General features: G+C 38.5%; 25 protein-coding genes and 1 pseudogene. 14 read left to right on the top strand and 12 right to left on the bottom strand.

Annotated features, from left to right (window positions below; genetic code table 11):
* Positions 1 to 26: 26 nt before the first annotated feature.
* Positions 27 to 998, top strand: coding sequence for an ABC transporter substrate-binding protein (locus tag D1868_RS03350; protein ID WP_156005542.1), 972 nt, complete (start codon positions 27 to 29; stop codon positions 996 to 998).
* A gap of 41 nt (positions 999 to 1,039) precedes the next feature.
* Positions 1,040 to 1,969: a zinc metalloprotease HtpX gene (locus D1868_RS03345; RefSeq protein WP_156005540.1), complete on the top strand. Its 930-nt coding sequence runs from the start codon at positions 1,040 to 1,042 to the stop codon at positions 1,967 to 1,969.
* A gap of 53 nt (positions 1,970 to 2,022) precedes the next feature.
* Here D1868_RS03345 and D1868_RS03340 read toward each other — a convergent pair whose 3' ends face one another.
* On the bottom strand, positions 2,023 to 2,325 hold the full coding sequence (locus D1868_RS03340) for a hypothetical protein (protein ID WP_156005538.1): 303 nt from the start codon (positions 2,323 to 2,325) through the stop codon (positions 2,023 to 2,025).
* A 53-nt stretch (positions 2,326 to 2,378) separates the two neighbouring features.
* On the opposite strand from D1868_RS03340, the gene D1868_RS03335 reads away from it, so the two are divergent.
* Positions 2,379 to 2,699: a hypothetical protein gene (locus D1868_RS03335; RefSeq protein WP_156005536.1), complete on the top strand. Its 321-nt coding sequence runs from the start codon at positions 2,379 to 2,381 to the stop codon at positions 2,697 to 2,699.
* 24 nt (positions 2,700 to 2,723) lie between these two features.
* On the opposite strand, the gene lrs14 is transcribed toward D1868_RS03335, so the two are convergent.
* Positions 2,724 to 3,095 carry an Lrs14 family HTH-type transcriptional regulator gene (gene lrs14 / locus D1868_RS03330; protein WP_156005534.1) on the bottom strand — a complete coding sequence of 124 codons (372 nt, stop codon included), beginning with the start codon at positions 3,093 to 3,095 and terminating at the stop codon, positions 2,724 to 2,726.
* A gap of 98 nt (positions 3,096 to 3,193) precedes the next feature.
* On the opposite strand from lrs14, the gene D1868_RS03325 reads away from it, so the two are divergent.
* Positions 3,194 to 4,021, top strand: a complete 828-nt coding sequence (locus tag D1868_RS03325; RefSeq protein WP_156005532.1) for an ABC transporter ATP-binding protein — start codon at positions 3,194 to 3,196, stop codon at positions 4,019 to 4,021.
* The gene (locus tag D1868_RS03320; RefSeq protein WP_156005530.1) at positions 4,002 to 4,745 is read left to right on the top strand and encodes an ABC transporter permease; all 744 of its coding nucleotides are present in this window, start codon (positions 4,002 to 4,004) and stop codon (positions 4,743 to 4,745) included. Before D1868_RS03325 ends, D1868_RS03320 begins: the two co-directional genes overlap by 20 nt.
* A gap of 171 nt (positions 4,746 to 4,916) precedes the next feature.
* Here the strand turns inward: D1868_RS03320 and D1868_RS03315 are convergent, their stop codons facing one another.
* Positions 4,917 to 5,285, bottom strand: coding sequence for a DUF929 family protein (locus tag D1868_RS03315; protein ID WP_231112446.1), 369 nt, complete (start codon positions 5,283 to 5,285; stop codon positions 4,917 to 4,919).
* Between the two features lie 31 nt (positions 5,286 to 5,316).
* On the opposite strand from D1868_RS03315, the pseudogene D1868_RS11025 reads away from it, so the two are divergent.
* A pseudogene (locus tag D1868_RS11025) lies at positions 5,317 to 5,487 on the top strand (4Fe-4S ferredoxin); the annotation flags it as partial.
* A gap of 6 nt (positions 5,488 to 5,493) precedes the next feature.
* Here the strand turns inward: D1868_RS11025 and D1868_RS03310 are convergent.
* Entirely contained in the window at positions 5,494 to 5,949 is a 456-nt protein-coding gene (locus D1868_RS03310) for a hypothetical protein (protein WP_156005526.1), read from the bottom strand.
* An 84-nt stretch (positions 5,950 to 6,033) separates the two neighbouring features.
* Between D1868_RS03310 and D1868_RS03305 the strand changes: the two genes are divergently transcribed.
* Positions 6,034 to 7,107 (top strand): MFS transporter, encoded by a 1,074-nt coding sequence (locus D1868_RS03305; protein ID WP_156005524.1) that lies wholly within the window; start codon positions 6,034 to 6,036, stop codon positions 7,105 to 7,107.
* Positions 7,108 to 7,253: 146 nt separating this feature from the next.
* Here D1868_RS03305 and acs read toward each other — a convergent pair whose 3' ends face one another.
* Positions 7,254 to 9,236, bottom strand: coding sequence for an acetate--CoA ligase (gene acs, locus D1868_RS03300; RefSeq protein WP_156005522.1), 1,983 nt, complete (start codon positions 9,234 to 9,236; stop codon positions 7,254 to 7,256).
* A 66-nt stretch (positions 9,237 to 9,302) separates the two neighbouring features.
* Here acs and D1868_RS03295 point away from each other — a divergent pair, with 66 nt between their 5' ends.
* Positions 9,303 to 10,322 carry an MFS transporter gene (locus tag D1868_RS03295; protein ID WP_156005520.1) on the top strand — a complete coding sequence of 340 codons (1,020 nt, stop codon included), beginning with the start codon at positions 9,303 to 9,305 and terminating at the stop codon, positions 10,320 to 10,322.
* A gap of 127 nt (positions 10,323 to 10,449) precedes the next feature.
* On the top strand, positions 10,450 to 10,731 hold the full coding sequence (locus D1868_RS03290) for a MarR family transcriptional regulator (protein WP_156005518.1): 282 nt from the start codon (positions 10,450 to 10,452) through the stop codon (positions 10,729 to 10,731).
* On the opposite strand, the gene D1868_RS03285 is transcribed toward D1868_RS03290, so the two are convergent.
* From D1868_RS03285 to D1868_RS03270, 4 genes are all read right to left on the bottom strand, one after another.
* Complete coding sequence (locus tag D1868_RS03285; protein WP_156005516.1) at positions 10,715 to 11,998, bottom strand: MFS transporter; 1,284 nt, start codon at positions 11,996 to 11,998, stop codon at positions 10,715 to 10,717. The genes D1868_RS03290 and D1868_RS03285 overlap by 17 nt on opposite strands.
* A 121-nt stretch (positions 11,999 to 12,119) precedes the next feature.
* Complete coding sequence (locus D1868_RS03280; protein ID WP_156005514.1) at positions 12,120 to 13,049, bottom strand: nucleoside hydrolase; 930 nt, start codon at positions 13,047 to 13,049, stop codon at positions 12,120 to 12,122.
* 8 nt (positions 13,050 to 13,057) lie between these two features.
* Positions 13,058 to 13,924, bottom strand: a complete 867-nt coding sequence (locus D1868_RS03275) for an FAD-binding protein (RefSeq protein ID WP_156005512.1) — start codon at positions 13,922 to 13,924, stop codon at positions 13,058 to 13,060.
* Positions 13,925 to 13,951: 27 nt separating this feature from the next.
* The gene (locus D1868_RS03270) at positions 13,952 to 14,539 is read right to left on the bottom strand and encodes a hypothetical protein (RefSeq protein ID WP_156005510.1); all 588 of its coding nucleotides are present in this window, start codon (positions 14,537 to 14,539) and stop codon (positions 13,952 to 13,954) included.
* An 82-nt stretch (positions 14,540 to 14,621) separates the two neighbouring features.
* Here D1868_RS03270 and purE point away from each other — a divergent pair, with 82 nt between their 5' ends.
* The 3 genes from purE to D1868_RS03255 are packed head-to-tail and all read left to right on the top strand — an operon-like array spanning position 14,622 to position 16,505.
* Positions 14,622 to 15,095: a 5-(carboxyamino)imidazole ribonucleotide mutase gene (purE, locus tag D1868_RS03265; protein ID WP_156005508.1), complete on the top strand. Its 474-nt coding sequence runs from the start codon at positions 14,622 to 14,624 to the stop codon at positions 15,093 to 15,095.
* On the top strand, positions 15,067 to 16,167 hold the full coding sequence (locus D1868_RS03260; protein ID WP_156005506.1) for a 5-(carboxyamino)imidazole ribonucleotide synthase: 1,101 nt from the start codon (positions 15,067 to 15,069) through the stop codon (positions 16,165 to 16,167). The genes purE and D1868_RS03260 overlap by 29 nt, the downstream gene beginning before the upstream one ends.
* The gene (locus D1868_RS03255) at positions 16,164 to 16,505 is read left to right on the top strand and encodes a winged helix-turn-helix domain-containing protein (RefSeq protein ID WP_156005504.1); all 342 of its coding nucleotides are present in this window, start codon (positions 16,164 to 16,166) and stop codon (positions 16,503 to 16,505) included. Before D1868_RS03260 ends, D1868_RS03255 begins: the two co-directional genes overlap by 4 nt.
* A gap of 627 nt (positions 16,506 to 17,132) precedes the next feature.
* Here the strand turns inward: D1868_RS03255 and D1868_RS03250 are convergent.
* A complete protein-coding gene (locus D1868_RS03250) occupies positions 17,133 to 19,136 on the bottom strand; it encodes a protein kinase domain-containing protein (RefSeq protein ID WP_156005502.1) in 2,004 nt (667 codons plus the stop codon).
* A 281-nt stretch (positions 19,137 to 19,417) separates the two neighbouring features.
* On the opposite strand from D1868_RS03250, the gene D1868_RS03245 reads away from it, so the two are divergent.
* Positions 19,418 to 20,992, top strand: a complete 1,575-nt coding sequence (locus D1868_RS03245) for a cbb3-type cytochrome c oxidase subunit I (RefSeq protein ID WP_156005500.1) — start codon at positions 19,418 to 19,420, stop codon at positions 20,990 to 20,992.
* A gap of 134 nt (positions 20,993 to 21,126) precedes the next feature.
* Positions 21,127 to 21,312 (top strand): hypothetical protein, encoded by a 186-nt coding sequence (locus D1868_RS03240; protein ID WP_156005498.1) that lies wholly within the window; start codon positions 21,127 to 21,129, stop codon positions 21,310 to 21,312.
* Here D1868_RS03240 and D1868_RS03235 read toward each other — a convergent pair whose 3' ends face one another.
* Entirely contained in the window at positions 21,313 to 21,690 is a 378-nt protein-coding gene (locus tag D1868_RS03235) for a RidA family protein (RefSeq protein ID WP_156005496.1), read from the bottom strand.
* A 17-nt stretch (positions 21,691 to 21,707) separates the two neighbouring features.
* Positions 21,708 to 22,115 carry an STK_08120 family protein gene (locus tag D1868_RS03230; RefSeq protein WP_196770268.1) on the bottom strand — a complete coding sequence of 136 codons (408 nt, stop codon included), beginning with the start codon at positions 22,113 to 22,115 and terminating at the stop codon, positions 21,708 to 21,710.
* Between the last annotated feature and the right edge of the window lie 15 nt (positions 22,116 to 22,130).

Genomic DNA, 22,130 nt, shown 5'->3' with positions numbered 1-22,130 from the left:
ATGTATTGGATAACCTATCCATATTTATGAGAGGCTTAATCTTAATTGGAATAATTCTAGTGCTGATAGTGATATCTTCTATTCTAATTTATACTCAATACTACAGCAAGATGGGTACTCACTCCAAGCCCATAGTGACAACTCCAGAAAAGTCCTTGAGAATCGTTAGTTTAGCCCCATCAGATACTCAGATCTTAATTTCCTTAGGGCTCGGCAAAAATATAGTTGGCTTAGACGAATATTCCTTCGAGCTCTTACAAGACTTGAACGAAACGTCGCTGATACCATCTAACGTGACTATGTTCTCTTCTATCAGCCCTCCTAACATATCGGGTATTTTACTCCTTCATCCAGACATAGTAGTTCTTGAGTATGGGCTAGACTACCAATACATACCAGATATGGAAAAAGCAGGATTGAATTTACTCGTTACAAACACCGATTACGCTTTATCCCTTGCACAAATCGAGGAAAACATCCTTAATATTGCCCAACAATTTAACAAGACGCAAGTTGGTAAAGAGATAGTTAATTGGATGAACTCACATATGATTAACTATACCCCTTCAGTAAACGTGACGTATTTAATCTGGATAGAGCCTAACGGTGAAGCTTACACAGCTGGGGGTAACGTGTTTATAAATAATCTTCTAGTCTTGGCTGGAGGTAAAAACGTGTTTGCTAACGAATCCGGTTACCCGCTTGTAACTGTTTCGAATATACTTATTGCAAACCCGCAAGTGATAATAGCACAGAGTGTTTACAACTACACCTATACTATACAATTAATTGAAAAATATTATAGTACTACATCAGCAGTTCGTGATGGTAAAGTTTACGTGATATCCGGACTCGCGGTAGACCTTATAGATGAACCTAGTGTATTGTCAGTTTATGGAGCTGTACTATTTCACGATATACTAATAGGGAAGGCTCCGCATTACATAAACACTACGTGGGTAAAAGAGAACCTTAACGTCTCACTACCTGTATTTTAATCAATAAACTATTTTTCCTTCCGAAGGATCACTATCTTTAAATGGAAACTTTACCCGAGCTGAGGTTTAAAATATACCTATCACTTGTCTTGACGATAATCTCTGAAGCGATTGTAACTTACATTCTCTTACAACTGCTTAATTTCCCCGTAATTGCCATTATACCGTTTCTGGGCTTATTCTGGTTAATTCAGTGGCTTATTTCACCTTACTTGGTCGCCAGAGACTCTTTTGAGATAACAGAAGATCATCCTTATTATGGGAGGGTTTACGAAATGGTGAAGAGGATCGCGATAGCATCTGGGATCAAACCCCCGCGGGTATTTATCGTAAACGCACCTTATCCTAACGCCTTTGCCTACGGGAACTATGTAACAGGGAAGAGAATAGGAATAACCAGACCTCTGCTTAACATACTAAGCGAGGAGGAACTTGCTGCTGTGATCGGACACGAGGTAGGACACATTAAGCATAATGACGTGGAAATAGGTATGGCTATAGGCTTGATACCTTCAGTCTTGGGTTTCGTAAGTAATCTACTCCTCAATTTAGGCTGGGTGAGCTTAATATTTGCTGTAGATGAGACAGACTTATTTTTGGGAATTGTTATGCTCGCCATTGGGGGAGCCTTGTTTATTATAACATTAGGACTCCAACTTTTCGTACTGTGGTTTAATAGGCTGAGAGAAAGTTATGCGGACTTTCATGCAGTTCAATTGTTCGGAAAGGATGCGATAAATCTAGTAAATGCCTTAGCTAAAATAGAAATATATATGCAGAACATTAGGTTAGACCCTTTCACTGGGATCATTGTTACTGCACCTCCCGTAAAAGTAAAGGAAACAGATCCATCTATACTGGTAGAGGAGTGGCTAAATGAGAAACCTTCCCCTTTCTCAGATATTTTGGCTACTCACCCTGATCCCGCAAAAAGGGCTCAAATGATTTACAAAAGTGTAATTAGGGCATAATTAGAAGAAAAAAAGTTATCATTTTTATTTGTCTAATTACAGCAAATATTTTTCTACCCTTTTAATAGTCCTATAACAAGTCCTATTATGAAGAAGATGGAGTTATAGGGAAGGTAAGTTAACGCCTCACTAGCATATCTCTCTGCTTCTGGTGTAATCGTCGTAACTGAGGTCTTTATAAACGATAAGACCGTGTTAGGTGAGACTACGCCTATTACTATAAGTAAGATTATTATAGCTAAAAGGACTATCCCTATTTTTAGGACGTTCTTTATTAAAAAACCGATTAAAAGCCCTAAAAGAAAGGCTATGATTACATAGACTATTTCACTTTTAGTAACTGGGATTATGAACATTAAGTTGATCTACGTGAATCAGATTTTTATAGTTAAGGTAAATAGGTAAGGGTATGAAAGTGGTAAAATATCACCTCACAGTGCAAATTACTAAAGGCGATAAAGAGGAGAAAATAGAGAGGAAATTCAGGCACTTGAAGAACGCTAAAGAGTTCGTGAAGGAACTAATTTCTAAAGAGAAAGTGAAATGCGGGGATTATAACCAAAAAGACGGGTTACTGGTAAGGGAGTGTAGTGGTGAAAAGATTAAGATAAATATTAGTATTAAGACCGAAAGAATAAAGAAGATAAAGAAGGAAGAAGGGAAGAAGGAATCCGGTAAGGAGCAAAAGAAGGAAGAACAGAAATCACCAGAAGAGAAAAAGCAAGAGTAAAAGAGATTTTGTTATGATGACATTTTATTGTAAGTGTTGTTCTAATCCTTGCCTCACTTCAGTCGCAAGTTTTTCAAGATCTTTTTCTAATTTTTCATATAATTTGTTTTTATCAACCCAGTAAAGATAACCCGGTCTACCTTTCTTTTTATCCTCACTCTCCTCCTTTTCCCTCATGATCAAGCCCTTGTCAAGGAGGTTGTTCAACGACTTATTGATAGAAGCCTTAGTTACGTTTAATTCTTCGGAAATCTCATCAGAGGTCATTTTTTTCCCTTTAACCATCAATAAGTGCAAGACGCTTACGTCACTTGAGGATAAGCCATACATAAATGCTAAGAATTCATGTATCTCAACGCTCCTACCATCAGGGAATACTATTTTTTCTTCTTCCATGATTGTATACTGTTATTAAAAAATCAAATATAAAAAATTTGATCTTTACTATAGGGAGAAATAGTTAAGGTTTTTAGGTTAAAAATTATGATAACCCCGTGTTAAAAACTGTTAATCTGACGAAGCGATATAATGACGGTACAACTGCTTTAGACCATGTGTCCTTTAGTACGAATGCTAAGAGCATTTCCATATTGGGTAGGAACGGAGCAGGTAAAACCACCCTTACCAGAATTCTATCCACTCAGCTCTTACCCACAGAAGGTACAGCCCTTATAGAGGGGTATGACGTTGTAAAGGACGCTAAGAAAGTAAGGAAAATAATCGCATCAATTCCTCAGGAGGCTCACCCAGTGGGATTCGCTACCCCATTAGAACACTTACTAATGTATCTTACGGCAAGGGGGTTTTCCTTGTCCGAAGCTTCCCAGATAGCTAGAAAGACTTTAAAGGAAATTGGTCTTTGGGAAGTTAAAGATAAACCTTCAGATTTGCTCTCTGGCGGGATGAAGAGGAAGATATTTGTTGCTATGGCTTTGGCTTCAAGTGCTGAAGTTATCTTACTTGATGAACCCACAGTAGGTCTAGATCCCTATTCAAGGACAGAAGTATGGTCAGTGCTGAAAGAGAGTGACGTGAAACTAGTCCTAACAACTCATTATATGGAGGAGGCAGAAGAGTTATCGGACGAAGTAGTATTACTTCACAAAGGTAAGCTGATCGCCAAGGGTAGTGTTAAGGAGCTTTTGTCGAAATTCGAAAATAAGGTGAGAGTCGAGGGTATAGGAGACCTACTGGTCGGTAAGCTCAGAATATCTTATGTGGACAGAGAAGAAGCTGTTAAGTATCTAGGTAAATACATTGTGAGACCAATAACACTTGAAGATCTCTTTATAATATACTCTGGTGAGACCCTTGAAGATTAAGTTCATTTTAGCCTTTGCTAGGTTTTATGGTGTGGCTCCCTTAGTGAGGGGCATAGTTTACGTACTCTCTTACTTAACAGTACCTTTGGCAGAACTCTTCTTAATTTACGTAATAACGAAAGGAGAATTTGTAAAGTTCGCTGTTGATGGAGGGCTAATAACAGTCATTGCATCTAATGGTCTTTCGTTCATTGCCGATTTCGCTTTTCTAAGACTAGAGCTTAAAATACAAGACCTTCTTGTAGCTACTGAAATAAGTGCAGGTGATTACATCTTGGCATTGACTTTATCGAACCTTATCTACTCATCTCCAGGTATTTTAACATATGTAACTTTGGCTATTATCTATCACCTTTTAAATCCCTTCAATTTCTTACTTGTGTTTATAACATTGTTGATACTTTTGCTAAATACTTCAGCAATAGGCTTTTTCATAGGGAGTTTGATTTCCCACGTTCGTTACTCTTGGGGGATTGGAGCGATAGCTGGAACCTTATTGACCATCTTACCTCCAGTATATTATCCATATTATTTACTTCCTCACGTGATCTTCGAGCTGATATACCCTTTACCCACTACTTTAGCGTCTATTTTAATACAGAACTTAACGGGACTTATAAAAACTAGCTTAATCTTAATGATCCAAAGCTTTACTGTTTTAGTCGTAGAAACAGTGGTTTTTTACTATCTTTCAATAAGATTCAGCAGGTGGGTGTCTAAATGAATTTCTTGGATTGGGACTAATTGCAGTTATTATCATTTCGCTATCGGTTGTAGGATTAAATGTATCATGAATAGCGTATACTTGAGGAACTAGACTACTGTTTCCAGAAATTTTACTAATTAACTTGTGCTCCAGTATCTGTATTTCATGTATTCCGCACACATTATATGGTTAGTTATTGGTAGCAATACAGAACTCGGCGGTTAGGATATTTGCAGTAGAATAAACTTGTTGAGCAAAAGGAGACGATAAATTGTTAAGCTGAGAGAATGCATATGTCCAATTTTTACCAGAAATGATGGACGCACTGGCCGTGGAACCTACTTGATAAAAAAGACCAGCTACGTATATGAAGGGTATTGAACCGTGTCCGTATTCCTGCCATAACTGGTATACGTTCTGGGGTAGAGCTTGCAATGGTTGGTGATTTCTGTTCTGGTATTCGTAAGCTAGTAGTGAAAGGTGTTTGCTCTCATACGTTAAATTAGCCAATGTAAAAGTAGGAGTGTCTGGGTATATATCTGTTGAACTTGATAACATATATTCTAAACCGGAAATGTTTCCGAACCTATCTTGCCCAGTCGGAATAACAGACATGAGGGCCTCTTTTTTAAGGAAGGGTGAACTCAAGTCTTTTAAGTGTATTGGTGCAGGAGAGTGCATTGAAGCTTGTCCTCATGACAACATATTTATATATGACGTAAGAAACTGGTTAAGGGAGAAAAACTGGAGAATAAAGTAGAAGGAACTATCCACGCAAATTCCTATAAGTTGTTTTCTTATTTTTCCTTAAAAGAAGGTACCCTATAAGTTCTATAGCTATAGTTATTATAACTCCTTTGTACAGTTCAGCACTGTTTGTAACGCTTGTGGTTATATAAGTTATGACTGAAGTTACAACATGGACCGTAACATAACTCATAATTGTAGAAGTTATGGTCACTGTAGATGTAATAGTTTTAGTGCAAGTGATAGTTTGGTCAGGAGTAATTTTTCCCTGCGAGGAAGTGGTTAGAGTAGTAGTGGATTGAGTACTAACGACTGTAGAGTTAATTATTTGCGTCGTTGGGGACCCGTAACCGTAATCACTAGCCCATATTTTTGCGGTAAGGTGTGAAGAAGCTAATGTGAGCAAAAATAAAGAAGTGAAAATAACTGTCAACGCTAGAGTTTTGAGGAATTTTCTATTTCCTCTAATAAACACGAGGTAGATTACGGTTCATTTCCTTTAAAAATTTTCCGAATACAGAGATAATGTTTTAAACACATAATCAGGCATTAATGGAAATTGAGAGGCATTCCAATACTTCTCGCGAGGGCAGTCTATGGGATAAGTTGGTTCTTCCTTTCTCCTTATTTACCGTATTTAATTAGAAGTATAAATGCGCCTCATTATTTTGTGAGCTTAATTCCCTTGTCCTTCTTTGCTTCAGCTGCTATAATGCAAGTCCCTGCCGCAATTATTTCTACAAAGCTTGGTATGAAAAGAACTTATACAATAGGTCTTATAATTATGGGAGTATCAGATTTCCTCATCAGTTTATTTAAAGAACCATATGCAGTACTAATTCTATACGCTTTTACTGGTTTTGGAGCATCGTTCTTTTTCTCATCAGCTGGAGGCACATTAGCAGTTTTAAATGAAGGAAGAGTTACAACTGCCCTCGGTCTTTACAACGCTATGTTTGCAGTTGGGGGTATATTAGGGTTAAACTGGGGTTTCGTAGACTCTATATTAGGTTTCAAACTTGCTTCTATGTTCTTAGGTTCATTAACAGCTCTAATGGGTATTGTAAACTGGTTTGCTTCATATCCTAATAGTAGGCCGAATTTTAAGGTCATAAAAGACGTTAGGGTAGCTATCATTGCTTTAGCTACATCAGGTATATGGGGCTCCTATTATGTAGTGAGCGAGTATTTTCCTTCATTCTCATTTTACGTACTAGGTAGATCTGCAATAATAACTGGATCAATCTCGTCGATTCTACTTCTCTCCTCAGTACTCGGAGGAGCTCTATCTGCGTTAATAGAAAGAAGGGACAAAATAAAGTGGATCGTAATAACTGGGTTACTTGGTGTGATACCGGTAATCTCCTTGTATACACAATACTATGAGGTGGGATTATTCATTATGGGATTTTTTAATGAGATGAGTATTTCGGTAATTTATTCCTTGGTTGTTGATATCGTAAAGAGTGATAATTCCTCTCTTTCACTGGCTGTGGTAAACGCAATACAAATAGGTATTGGAATGAATGAGTTAATAATACCATCTATTGCAGGATTTTATGTATGGGTAGTTGTGTGTCTAGTGTCCACTCTTCCCCTCTTTTTATTAAATTTAGTTAGGCAGAGTATTTAGTAAAAATGGAGTTATAAATACCGGTCTGGGCATAAAGCAGCTAAAGTATACATATAGAGAGTTTATACTTACTGTGTGTGTTTTAAAATAAAGTCGTAAGTTGTTTGCTTTTTATATATAAAATAGATAATTTAGATAAAAACTTATTATTCGCTTTTTAGCGATTTCTTAAACTCTTCTACAGCCTTTTTTATATCTTCCATAGATGCCTCGTCTTCAAGAGTTGATATATCTCCTGCATTTTGTCCCATCATTACAGCCCTAATTACTCTTCTCATTACTTTCCCTGATCTTGTCTTAGGTAGCTTGTCCACGAAGTGAACCTCAGGCGTAACAATTGCTCCCATGTACTTCCTTACGTGATTCTGAATATCCTTTGTTAGCTCGGGGGACGCTGAATATCCGGACTTTAACACTACGAATAAGTGTACAGCCTCACCTTTTACTGGATCTGGAATTCCTACAGCTGCTGCTTCTGCCACTGCCGGATGGGCTGTCACAATCGATTCAACTTCTCCCGCACCTATTCTGTGAGCAGCTACCTTTATTGTCTCGTCTGCTCTTCCCATTACCCATATGTAACCGTCCTCGTCTATCATCGCATAGTCTCCAGAATAATAAATTCCGGGGAACTTGTTGAAGTAAGTCTTCTTTAACCTCTCGTTATTCGGATCGTTCCACATTCCTATCATCATCATAGGCGGGAACGGTGGTAACATTACGAGATATCCTCTCTCTCTCGGGGCAGTTGGCTTGCCCTCTTCATTAAGTACTTGAACCTTATTTCCAGGCAAAGCAAAGCCTACGGCAGGTCCTGATTTCATCGGCAAGTAAACTGCACCAGGTATGTAACCGATATTGGGAGCTCCGGTCTCTGTTTGCCACCACTGGTGGGACATGAATACTTTTCCTCCTCCTACGACTTCTAGTCCCCACTTCCATGGGGCGTAGTTAAGGGGCTCTCCGTTAGTGACGATAATCCTCAGTGAAGACAAGTCATGTTGCTTAACGTAGTCTTCTCCGTACTTCATGAACGACCTTATAGCCGTTGCTGAAGTACCGAATGTCGTGGCCTTATACTTCTCTATTAACTCAGCCCACTTGTCTGGGTACGGATAATCTGGGGCATCTTCATAAATTACTATTGTCCTACCCATAACTAGGGGTGAGTAAGTTATGTAAGAGTGACCTACAATCCAACCTATGTCAGAGGTGTTGAACAATACATCGTTATCCTGACTTAGGCCGTAGCTCCAAAGGAGCATTGCTGCAGTACCAACCAGATAACCTCCGGTACTGTGAACGATTCCTTTAGGCTTACCCGTAGTCCCAGAGGTGTACAAGATAAATAAGGGTTGAGTGGCTTCTACCGGTTCAGGCTCTACAGGCTTAAACTTACCGACTTCATCAAAGTAGACATCCCTCTTCTCGTCAAACGGGATCTCAGTCCCCGTTCTTTTGTACACAAGAACCTTTTGGACGGGGCTGTTATTCCCAAGTATCTGTAGAGCTTCATCTACAGTCTTCTTTAACTCAACAATTTTACCCCTCCTATAATAAGCGTCGGCTGTAATAACTACTTTGGATCCAGCGTCTTGAATTCTATCAGCTAATGCTTGTGCTCCAAAGCCGGCAAATACTACGCTGTGGATTGCCCCCAACCTAGCTACAGCTAACTTCGCAATTACACCCTCTGGAGTTAAGGGCATGTATATTGTTACTCTGTCACCCTTCTGTACCCCCAGCTGCCTCAACGCGTTAGCCCACTTGTTAACTTCGTAATAAAGGTCTTGATAAGTTACTACTTTCTTCTCTCCTCTGCCGCTTTCCCATATTATAGCAGCCTTGTACTTTCTATGAGAGTTTAAGTGTCTGTCTACTGCATTATAAGAAGCATTAAGTTTCCCACCTACGAACCACTTGGTGAGTAACCCTTCTTCTTGGACGAACGTCTTTCGCCAAGGTTCGAACCAGTCTATTAATTCTTTAGCTAACTCTCCCCAGAATCCTGCAGGGTCTTCAACGCTCTTTTTGTATAAATATAGATAATATCTCATATTATAATCTGCTTTCTCTTCTAGATTTTTCTCGCCTAATTGTTGTAACTGTTCCGACAGTTTTTCACCCATATGGATCAGTATAAATTGTTTAAACACTCATAAAAAGCTTTTACCTTTAATGTGAAGAATAGGAGGATGAAGAAAGTAGGGGTAATAGTGCTGAGTTGGGTCTTCTGGGGGATTTCCTATTATCTCAGTTACCCGTTTATTTCAATATACGCAACGTCGTTCATACCCAGTCAATACGTTAGTTTACTATATGTACTTTTCACCCTCTTTGCAATACCAATGCCAGTTCTCGGGGCTAAGATTTCTAGGAGTATAGGAGTAGTAAAAACCATGTGGTTAGGTATGTTCATATCCGGTTTCGGTTATCTGATAGTAGCTTTTGCTAAGGACTTCGCTGAGTTAGCTATTGGCTTTATAATAACTTATACCACATTCCTCTCGCTACCTAACTTCTACTCCTACATGAGCTCTTGCGGCAAGGGTGTAATAACGAGAGTCTGGGGGTTTTCCATTTTACCTTCATTGTTTACCCCCGTAATAGGTGGATTTTTAGCTGATTATTTTGGAATAAGTCTTGTATTCCTCATTGCAGGAGTGTTTAACTGGGTCTCTTCTGTTCCGATCTTATTCCTAGAAGAGAAGGTCTTACCCAGAGGTAAGATAACGTTTAATAGAAAATCACTTATCCCAATCCTAGTTATTTTTCCTATTTCCCTAGTTTTTCCTTATGTATATCTGGAGATTAAGACCATATACAACCTTAACGACTTTTTCGTAGGAGTTTTAGCTACCTTAGCGGAAATCTTTGGGATGTCTCTCACTTTTATCTCGTCTTACATTAGGAGACCTTTTCTACCGGTCTATCTAGTCATATTTTCTTTATTACCACTTATGTTAGTGTCTCCCTTCTTTTCCATACTTTTCGGTTCATGGGAGGCTATTATCCCCAGTGCGTTAGAGGAAGTTGATAGCAGAAGCCCCGAAACTTATGCCTCGATCAATTCCCTGCAACAGATAGGATGGTTGATGGGATTCATAGCGAGTGCTATTTCCTTTTCTCCAGCATTATCTCTCTTCATTTCTTCTGGAGTGTCCCTTACTTTAGCATTATTCCTTTTCTTAACGGGTAGGGAACTAAAACTGTAATTAGTTAACTAGTTGAACGGTTTGAATCGTAAGAGATCTGTAAATAGCAGTACACGTGCTGTGTAACTTTACGTACTTGATAATTCTGAAAAGCGATTTAAATACTTCAGCTCTAAGTCTATCATATATGGACATACTTGAACTAGCCATCCTTACGGTGTTGTCCGAGGACGAGATGAGTATCAGGGAGATTGAGCAGTATCTGGGAGTGAGAAGAAGGAGGATAGCCAAGTCTCTACAAGAGCTCGAGAAAAAAGGATTCATAGCAAAGAAAGCATACATAGGGAATGGCGACATTATATTCGGTATAACAGAACAAGGGCTGGAAGAACTCTACAAGAACTACATCATCTTGAGAGACCTCGTGAGAGAGATGGAAATTTCTGTGTGCACTAAGTTCGATTGTTAGCTCTCATTACTTTTCCTAAACTTGCCTCTTCTAACTTCTTCTTCTTAGTCTCTTTTACACTAGCAATGCTTATGAGTAGGGCGAGAAGCGATATGGCGCCGAAAAGTAAAAATGAATTCCCAAGCCCCAAAGACTTGACCATAGAGGGAAACACGAAGACCCCCAGTACTGCCCCTATCCTACTTGCGGCGGTAGTAATTCCTTGTGCGGTTGACCTTACAGAGGTCGGGAAGATCTCAGTTGGATAAAATAGTGTTACTGCTCCCGCCCATTGCTCCATTGCAACGAATACCATGAAGTAAGGTAAGAGAATTACTCCAGATACCTTAGCCAGACCGCCTAAGACCAGCAAAAAGCTCATGGAGCCCAGTCCTGAAAATAATGTAAATCTCCTTCCTATTTCATCGATAATTGCCACGGCTATTACATACCCTATTATAGCCCCTACTGAAATTAGCATCGTACCGTAAAGAGTCTCTACTTTAGAAGGGAATGCAAACTGATGTAGTAACGAAGGGTAGTATAGTCCAATTCCGTAAGACGCCACGTCGAATAAGAACCAAATAACTGAAAGGGATAGTAGCATTAAGCCTGCCTTTCCCCTTAGTAAGTCTTTGGTTGTAACTCCTTTATTTTCTTCCTCTTGCGTAGGTAGACCCTCCTCATTTATGAACCCCTTGGAAACAAGCCATCTTGGGGATTCAGAAAAGGATATCCTACCTAGGATTATTGGGATAGCTAATATCCCACCTACAGCGAAGGAGTAACGCCAGAAATAGTCTCCAGTGCCTAGGAAGACCAGGTTCACTATAGCCGAAAACAGGGTCCCTAACCAATACATAGCCACTGAACCCACGAGGTACTTTCCTCTACTCTTTGAGGGAGAGAACTCAGAGACAATAGTACTACTTATAGGGTAATCTCCACCTATACCGATGCCAAGAAGGAACCTAAAGACGAAAAGCTCCCACACATTGGTGGACAAAGCTGATAGGATCGCAAATACGGTGAAGAAGAAGAGGTCGAGTCCAAATAACTTTTTCCTTCCTAATTTGTCGGACAAGTATCCAAATAGTACAGCACCGATTCCCATACCCATCAAGGAAGAAGCGGTGACTAAACCCTCTTGCAAAGGAGTTAAGGACATTTCCTTAACAATGAAAAGTAGTGCGTAGGATATCACTGAGAGATCATAACCGTCTAAGAAAAACCCTCCAGAAGATAAATAAAAAGATTTTAGTTTGTCCCTCAGGTTTTCCAAGTCCATGTGTTAATCTTCATGCCGAGCCTTAAAAACTGTTATAAACTAAGCTTTCAAGTGAGGCTATTTACTCTCATCACGTCTGTCTAAAACTTTTGTTTAAAAAATCTAAACTTAACTAAATTTGTTAAAACCACTTTAGCAGGTCGAAGAGTAGGTTGAGAAATTTGTCGAAGTGGATCTCATAAACTACCTCGGTATTCGCCTTTTTCTTCCACAGATCTAAGTAGTCGATAACTGTCATCCCCCTAGTCAGACAGTCACAGTTCTCTATATCTACATAATGTCTCTCTGATTTCTTAATAATACTTCTGTCTATAGCAATACTTGTGGTTATCAAGTCCGGGTGAGGAGTGCCACCTATCTTCTCGTTCTTCATCGAGTAATCTCTATAGTGGGAGTAGATTTTGATGTAAAACTGGCTCATCTTTGTGTTCATGCTCTTTATCTTGTTCCACAACTCGTCATTAATGGGGTAGTTTACAATGACATCCCAAGGTACCATAGTGATGTCGAAACCCGCATTGAATATTATCTTAGCTGCATCCGGGTCTACCCATATGTTGTACTCAGCGACCGGAGTTATGTTACCTCTTCCCCACGCGGTACCTCCCATCACCCAAACTTTCTTGATCTTATCAACTATGCTCTTGTCTTTCAAATAGGCTAGTGCTAAGTTTGTCAAAGGGGAAATAGCTAAGAACTCTAATTCCCCAGCGTATCTGTCGGCTAGCTCCACTATTGCGTCCATGGCTCTCTTGTTCTCCGGCTTAAGCTTACTGGGCTTGACTATTTCATCTCCTATACCACCCTTTCCGTGGACTTCCTCAACACTCCTAAACGGTTTAACTAACGGTCTATCGCTTCCAGGGTAGACCTTAACGTCTTTTCCGATGAACTCTAACGCCCATAATGCGTTATTTATTTCTTGTTCGTAAGATATGTTACCCTCTACGATCGTTAAAGCCTCTACTGATATCCCGTTCTTAATTAAAGCAAATAATGACATTATGTCGTCTTCTGCAGTATCACAATCTATTATGAAATGTCTAGTCATTAAGACCCCTAAACAAAGATACTCCTAGCGTCTAACAACCTCTTAAGTTTAACGTAAACCTCTTTCGGTTGATCCTTAGTATAATACTCTATATGAGCCTCTTTTAACATTTCTGTATCCGCATTTACCAAAACAAAAATTCCGCTCTTCCATATCCAGTAGGCGTATAAAGGCTGTGATACTTCTACAACCTTTTTGAAACTCTCGAAGTCGTCCCCTTCGACTATAACTTCTTTCCTCTCGTCATTTACCTCAACTAGAGGAACTCCCTCGTCAACTGAATAACCCTTTAGCATTACCTCTTTAGTGTATGAGGCATGAACTCTAAATTTCCCTCCCTGATAGTCTACCAGTAATACTAGGGGTGAAAGGCTCATTAGTTTTGATATGTCTCTATCAACTACCTCCTCCCTCTCGTAAGTTAAGATCTTTGAGGGCTTTGGGTAGAGTTTAAGTTCAGCTCTAGAAATTGCTCCCACAATCCCTTTGGAACCAATTAACATCTTCCACTTAATACCTCCATAAGGAGTAAGCACTCTTACCCAATTAGTAAAATCTATAGGCTTACCGTAAGCTGTAGAAAGTGGTGAAGGAAAATTCGTAGCAAGTAATCCTCCTACTGTCCCATCGTATAGTGTTGGTAAAAGTAAACCTTCTTCGCTAGCCTCTTTTCTGATCGCGTTTACGTCAGCTCCCGCTAAAGCCTCCACAACTCCGTTTTTAATTTCAAACCAGTTCATCTTTCTAGTGTAGACATACTCGTTTACACCTACTTTTTTCCCGTGTTTACCATTACCTAAAACCTGGATTTTAAGCCCCTCTTCATAAGCGCCTCTGATAACTTTAAATAGTTCATCTTCTGAGTAAACGTCCATACAGTTATATTATTGTGATAGAAAGATTTAAATAGTAGTTGGCTTAAACTCATAAAGTTCTATATAACATATATCTTCACAGTTCTTTTTGATCTCCTCCCCATATAGAGGTATCCCGTTAACTATTTCCACTATATAAGACTTATTAACCACTAGAAAGTAGTATACAGACTCATCCTTAGGCAGTGTTTCAAGGAGTTTTAAAAATCCCATATAGTTCGTATAAAGCTTAAGTTTTAGCTTCTTCTGTATCATACTACTAGGCTCAAATTCAGCCTTGATTACGAAGTTGATCAAATTATTTATAACTTTGTTCTTCATAATTTTGCCTGCAAAGCCCCAACCACTTACGTTAACTTTAATTCTGCTAGAGTACTCGTCAAGTGGAATAATTACTACGTCGATTTTGCAAGACCCAAGTTTTGTGTGAAGGAGAATTGACACTGAGTTTTCCTCAATCTTCTTCATTATTTTACCTTTTATCTTCACACTAAGAATTGAAGTCTCAAATGTCTCATTATCTTCTATCTGAAATCCTAGACTCTCTAAGAAATCGTTTTTGGAAAGCATTAGGATAATCTCTTCAGCCCTACGTAATAGCGTTATTTCGTTCATTCAAAATTAGTATTTACATGAACATAAATAAATTTTTTCAATTAACATTTTAGCTTAAATTTCCTCTTGATAAAGTATAACCATGCCAAAAGTAGCCGTCATTATGGGGAGCAAATCCGATTGGGAATATATGAAAGAAGCCGTTGAAATTCTCAAGAATTTCGGAGTAGAAACCGAGGTTAGAGTAGTCTCTGCTCATAGAACGCCAGAATTCATGGTAGAATTTGCTAAAACCGCAGATAAGCGAGGTATTGAAGTTATAATAGCGGGGGCTGGAGGTGCAGCCCATCTCCCAGGTATGACTGCATCCTTAACTCATTTACCGGTGATCGGAGTACCAATTCCGTCTAAAAACCTCAATGGGTTAGACTCCCTACTATCAATAGTCCAGATGCCCTATGGCGTACCCGTTGCTACAGTAGCTATAGGTGGAGCTAAAAACGCTGCATTACTCGCCTTAAGGATTTTAGGTATTAAGTATCCGGATATAGCTGAAAAAGTAAAGAAGTTCATAGAGGATATGAGAAATGAAGTCCTTAATACAAGACTCGAATAAAAGGAAGATTGGAATTCTAGGAGGAGGACAACTAGGTTTAATGATGATCCTTGAAGGGAGGAAGTTCCCTTTCACTTTCTACGTGATGGATGAACCTAATGCCCCAGCTTGCAGGGTTGCAGATAAGTGTTTCAAGCTCGAAGAATACAAAGAGATGATCAACCAAGTTGACATTGTGACTTTTGAGTTTGAGCACGTAAAAGAAGAAGCTCTGGAATACGCTAAAGAGAAGGATAAGCTCTTCCCTAATATAAACACTGTTGAGCTGAAAAGAGAAAGATGGAAGGAGAAGATGTATTATAAGAATCATAACTTACCGACCCCCAAATTTTACGTAGCGGAAGATGGGGAAGAGGCGTTAAGGATACTTAAAGACCAGTTCAATAACGTAGGTGTTATTAAACAGAGTAGAGGAGGATACGACGGAAAGGGACACTATTTCATAAAGGGTGACGTGGAAAAATACTCATTCATAAAAGATATGAAATGTAAATTTGTGGTTGAAGAGTTTGTGGATTATGACTATGAGGCATCAATAATCGCGGTTAGAGATAAGAAGGGAAATTTCAAGGTTTATCCTCCTACTTTTAACTATAACGAGAAAGGTATTCTAGTTTATAATTACGGACCACTTAACGATGATCGTTTTAAGGATATTGCAAAGAGATTAGCAGACTCACTGGAGTACGTAGGGACTATGGGCATTGAGTTCTTTGTAAGAAAAGGAGAAATATTAATTAATGAGTTCGCACCTAGAGTCCACAATACGGGTCATTACACACTTGATGCTGCTTTCGTATCTCAATTCGAACAGCACATAAGGGCTATAAGTGAAATAGAGTTAGGAGATACAACACTACTTTCTTATGGTGGAATGGTTAACATAATTGGGACTGACAATGTTCCTTATGAGGTGTTGAAATTTGGAAAGGTATACTGGTACGGTAAGAGTGAAGTCAAGAAGAGGAGAAAGATGGGGCATGTTAACGTTGTAGGGGAGGATTTAGAGGATGTTAAGCAAAAAATTGATAATATTATGAAACTAATATACCCTGAAGGCTTAGACTTATGAAGATTAGGTTCAAAATCTGGATAGAAACAGATGACGGTAAACCTATTTTGGGTAAGGGTGGGGTCAAACTGCTAGAGAACATTAAGAGCACTGGAAGTATTGCTGAGGCAGCTAAAAACGTAAATGTGTCGTATAAATTTGCTTGGGAGTATGTAAAGAAGATTGAAGGACTTCTGGGTGGAATTGAAACCAAAAAAGGAGGAAAGGGAGCTGGAGGGACAATATTATCTGAGAAGTTAGATAAGATTCTAGAAATTTACCAGAGTGCAGAAAAAGAAATCGAGGAAGTTTTAAAAAAATATGAGGAAAAGCTCAACGACGTTACGACAAATACTTGATTATACTCTCAAGGATTCACTCCTTTCACCTGAAGGATCTGCTAGGAAGGTTAGTAGGGTTGGTTGTTGAGGAAGTTATAAGGCTCGGTGCAAACAAGATAAAGATGAGAGGTTAATGAATCTTATCAGAAACGTTGAAAAACTACCTATGGAGTTTAGGATTAAGTTGTATTTGATCTGACTTCCTCTAATGAGGGATTCCGTTCCAAAAAAGTTTATAGTTCCCACCATCGGTTCGGAACTACATTTTGTGGTCAGTCGGGTGACTAAGAGAACCACAATGTTGTAATTCGATTTAGGAACTCATATAGCTTTACGGTAATAAAATAAGTTTGCCTAACTATTTTGTTAAATTAATATTTACTAAAATAAATGAGTAAAACTTTCCTAACCTAACGTAGGATTTTTGTTAAAAAATCTTGATAATAACCCTTTTATTAAAGGAGTTATTAAACAACATCGGATTTGAGGTTGATCTATGAATAAGTTTCAAATAATTTAAATTGTTGAACACACTCAATAAAATCGCAATAATCGGAAATTTTTAAATAATATAAGTTTGACAAAAGATTAAGGAAATAGTTAAAAACTTTTCAATTATGTTGAGAAAAGGAGTGCGTCCTCGTGTCATATTTCAGTAGTGCTAGCAGTATTATTACTTTGTAGGTCTATACCATAGTTATAACGTACTATGTACTTTAATTCCCTACTTATCATCTCCATAGAGAGTTCTCCCTTAAGGCCTTTTTCAATTATGTCACGGAATTCTTCGGGAATATAATCCAACCTGGGTTCTAGGCTGTAGAAGTCTTTTAGAGCAATTTCTCTTTTAGATGGATCAGTTACTGCTTCCTCTATCTCCCTTTCTAACCACTCTGGGAAGGGGAAGTTATTTGTCAAAGCTACGTATAGTGAGACTGTAAATGAGTACACATCAAAGTTATATTCAGCCTTTCCTCCGAACCTTTGCATTGGGTGAGCATAGTACGGTGTGTAGTGAATGACCGGTAGACCCAATTTTACTGCCGACCCAAGATCAGAAAGTTTCGGCTCAACTCTACCTGTAGTTAATACATCAAGCGCCTCATCCCCGTATTTAGGAAGTCTTGAAGTGAACAGAACGTTAGATGGTTTTATGTCGCAGTGCACGTACCCGTTTTTATTAATGTGAATTACGGCATCGGCTATTTTTGAAAAGATCACGGCAACTATTTGACTCCACTTACTCGAATGCCTTAGTGTCGAAAACTCCGAATTTACTAAAATCTCCCTCAGATCCCCTCCTTCCATATATTCCATAACTATTGCCGGTGGAGATGAGTAGTAGTCTGTAAAATTCTCATCTACAAAACTTGCAAATATCCTTACTAAATTAGTTGAGCCCTTAGATATCTCTTGCATTTTAGCTACTTCATAAAGTAACTCGTCATAACGAAACTCCTTCTTTACCACTTTCATGGCAAATTTTCTCATCCCCTTTTCCACCAGGAGGACATAACCCATACCTCCAGTACCTATTACTTTTTCTACTTTGTAACCGTAAAGGACATACCCTATCCAACTGCTTGGGTCGAACTCGTCCCTAGGTGTGTAGAGCATATAAGGTTTTACTTTACTACATGCTTCAACGAACCCCTCTTTACAAGCAAACAAGAACTCCTTCATAGCATTTGAAGGGGAATTAAGTGCCTCATAGGCTAAGCCCTTCAGATAAGCCGTGGAGGAGTTCCTCCTTAGCTTCTCAGCTTCCTCGATCACTTTCAATGCTTGTTCGTACTGTTGGTTCTTAACATAAGCGTTAGCTAGAGCCAACAAGTTACTGAAGTCTCTTCTTAGTTTGACCGCTTCTTCGAAATACTTAACAGCTTCCTTATAGTTTTTCTTAGATAAGAAGTACCAGCCCAGTTTAAGGGCTGGAGCATCATAAGTTGGTAATACCTTTAAGGCTTCAAATAACGCTTTAACGTTACTGGTTCTATCAAATTCGTCTATTAAGCTGTTAGCTCTCTCCCTTAACTTCTTCTCTAATTCCCTATATTTATTCTCCGAGAAGAAGGAGTATATTTTCAGGGCTTCTAATTCTTCTCCTACCTTCTCATAGCACTCAGCTACTGCTAAAGATTCCTCTGGGAACTTCGAGGTCAAAGTATTGTAGAGCTGTATGGCCTCATTGCACTTGTTTAAGCGGGATAATGCGATTACCGCTGCCCTTACTACTTCAGGGTTATTGTGTTCCCTGAGCATGTACTTGGTTAGTTCATAACTTGTGTCCATGTAATTCATCAAGGTTTTCACGTCTCCTTTAGGTATGGGTACACCGTGAACTAGTAAGTAAGGAATATTTTCAACCACATTACCTCTGATCTCTCCGAAATGTAGGATTACGGAATCGGGAGTTTGGAAGATATATGCGTTAAGTTCTTCTATACGATCTACGAGTACCGCCTCTTTCAAACCGTCAAGCTTAGAGGAGTCGTAAACTGGTGTAGAGGTTAGCTTAACCTTACCGTTCTCATACTTGATAACATAGCCGATCACGTCCCCTCTTAGTTTAGGTCTCTCTTGGGTCTTTCTCAAAGTACCATCTAGATATAGGTAATATTCTCCATCCTTTGTGAAAAGTATGAACATAATTAACTGATTATCGTGTTAATGTATTTAATATGCCTACAAATAATACCATTTAAATATGAGCCCTTGGTATTATGTCAGTATTATTAAGCCACATTCTTTTAAAGAGTCAGCTTAATCGTAGTGATTAAGACTCGTCTTTTTCTACTCATGACCATTTCTATAAGTTATTTTTTGTAAATATTGCAATTTAGCAAATTAAATTTTTCTACAAAAAAGAAAATTTCATAAAAAAGTTATAAATTCAAATATTTAATGCACTACATTTAACTCTGATAATCATGAAACAATTAGTTTCAATCGTAAACGCGATATTTCAACTGGATAAGGATTGGGTAACGAGAATAACGATGGCTATGATCGTGATGAGTATAGTATGGGGAGCATTAGGAGTTGTAGACGCCTTAATGGTTAGAATACAAGAAGCTTCGTGGGGACTTACTCAAACATTACCTTTAACACCGCAAGAATACTACGCCTCTATTACCTTGCACGGAATGAGAGATCTTTTCGGTTTTGCACAGCAATTAGAGTTTGCTATCTTCATTTACTTCACATTCAAAATGCTGAAGATGGAACCTAGAGCTAAATGGTTCTTTAATGTGTCCTTCATTTTATTTAACATAGCCTTCATGTTACTTGAGGGACCGATACTTATAGTAAATTCCCAAGGATTCGATAATTACTTCCCGTCAGAAGGCTGGTACTATCTGGTTCCTCTAGGATTACCAGAATACTCTCTTTATGTCGTATCGCCCCTCTGGTATTTCGGCTGGATGTTAATAGACGTTGCTACTTATATGCAGACTTTGTGGATTATTTACCATTATTATCTTCACAGCAAAAATCCGAGCAGAGAAAAACTGCCGATTTTCTTAGTATTCACACTAATGGACGTCTTATTATATGCCATAGGCTATTCAGGAGAAACAGTAGCTAATATTTGGGATATACTAGCTTTTTACGGGCTAGTGGGTATGAATGCTATAGCAAATCAAATAGCCTTCGGAATTCTGTGGCATGCCGTAGTTTACATGGCTTGGTTACCTGCAGTAGGTGCTATGTATTTACTTATACCTATGTTAGCCAACAAGCCTTTATATAGCGATAAAATGGCTAGAGTTGCTGCTGTCCTTTACCTATTATTCTCCAACAACGTACCTATTCATCACCTTTACATGGTTGACTTACCAATAGCGATAAAGGTGTTAACGGAAATATTAACTTACGGAGTAGTACTACCCTCATTGATGACCTTCTTTAACCTCCTAGCTACTGTAAAAGGGGCTAGAGTTGAGTGGAATATATTAACTGCCTTCACTTCACTATCCTTCGTTGGTTCGATCTTTTCCGGAGTCACTGGAATATCGAATGCAACCATCACATTTGACGCAGTTATCCACGAGACCATGTGGGTAGTGGGGCATTTTCACGGCTTTATATTGTTATCTATAGTCCCTGCAGGTTTTGCTGTCATCTATTTGATGATACCTATGATGACAGGAAGGAGCTGGTATTCTTCAAGGCTTATGTGGATTCATTTTTATGGTTACCTTGTTGGTTCTTCTATGGTAGTACTAGGTTTTGATGAGCTCGGTTTAACCGGGCTTATAAGAAAGGCTGAAATATTCCCTCTATCACAGACATTTATACCAGGTGAACTAGTGGCTTCTATAGGTGCCTTCATAGCCGATGTAGCTACAGTGGTTTGGCTAGTTAACTTAGTTCTAACCTTAGTTAGGGGAAGAACTGCAAATATTGAAAGCCTCACAGATTCGTTTACCGTAATTACTATGCAGACTGCAAGTAACCTTCCTAATCTCGTATTTAAATGGAATAATCGTAATATTAAGTGAAATCTTTTTTGCCTTATCTATATACAATGAAAATCTTTTGAATTAAGAATCCTTAAGCTTATGCATAGAAAAGCTTATATTTGAGTTTTGATAATAATAAAGATTAAAAGAAGACAACAAAGGTGAATATAAACATGGCAGAAGCTGCATATAGAGTAGTCTTTGAGGGGGCATTCTATAAGATAATAGAGGACGATGAAGCATCTCTATTATTATTCGAAGGTAAACCTATATCAGCGACATGCATTGAGCACGGTACGCACGGAAGCCCGTACGGGTGCCCCCACGTAGAAAGACTAATGAAAAAGATTTTTTCTTAACTAACCTTTCGAGCCTATAGCAGCTATTTCTATTAAAACATCTTTTGGTAACCTTGATACTTCCACTGTAACTCTAGCGGGTGGTTTTTCCTTAAAGTATTCCGCATATACGGAATTGAATTCTGAGAACATGTTCATGTCTTTTAAGTACACGAAACTCATTACAACATCGCTTAACTCAAATCCGGCAGCCTTTAGGACAGCCTTCAAGTTTTCGAGTACAACTCTTGTCTGTTCCTTAATCCCTCCTTTAACAACTTCTCCAGACTTAGGATCTACTGGAATTTGTCCAGACACATATACTGTATTTCCTACTTTTACTGCTTGAGAGTAAGGACCTATCGGTTTAGGCGCATCTGGAGAGAAAACTATTTCCATATGATAAGAAAGAGGAACTAGATTTTACGTTTTATTCTCTCTAACCTAATATCCTCGTTTATATTCTTTTCCAGCTTGTTAAGGTTAGAATTAAGTATGAACGTTCCTATTCTAGCTATAAGCGAACTGTCATACTCTAACGTGATCCTAATCACGTTTTCATTAACTTTACTTATTTTAAGTACACCTCCTTTATCATTATCATAATCAAATACATACTTCACTTCATTGTAACCAGGGAACACTCTCCCAGTTAAATGATAGGAGGATAGTACAACTTTTCCATCAGCTTCAAACTTTTCACCATCTACTTTTATTCTATTAATGTTAGGAAATATCCTAGGAATTGTGAAGCCTGGATCAGCTAATATCTGCAACACAACATCGACTTGATGTGATACTTTGATTTCTTTTTCCAATTTCATCATTATAAATATTGG

The organism is Stygiolobus azoricus, assembly GCF_009729035.1.
Classification (GTDB): Archaea; Thermoproteota; Thermoprotei_A; order Sulfolobales; family Sulfolobaceae; genus Stygiolobus; species Stygiolobus azoricus.
The sequence above is the reverse complement of the archived record's forward strand: the minus strand, read 5'-3'. Positions and strand labels throughout refer to the sequence as shown.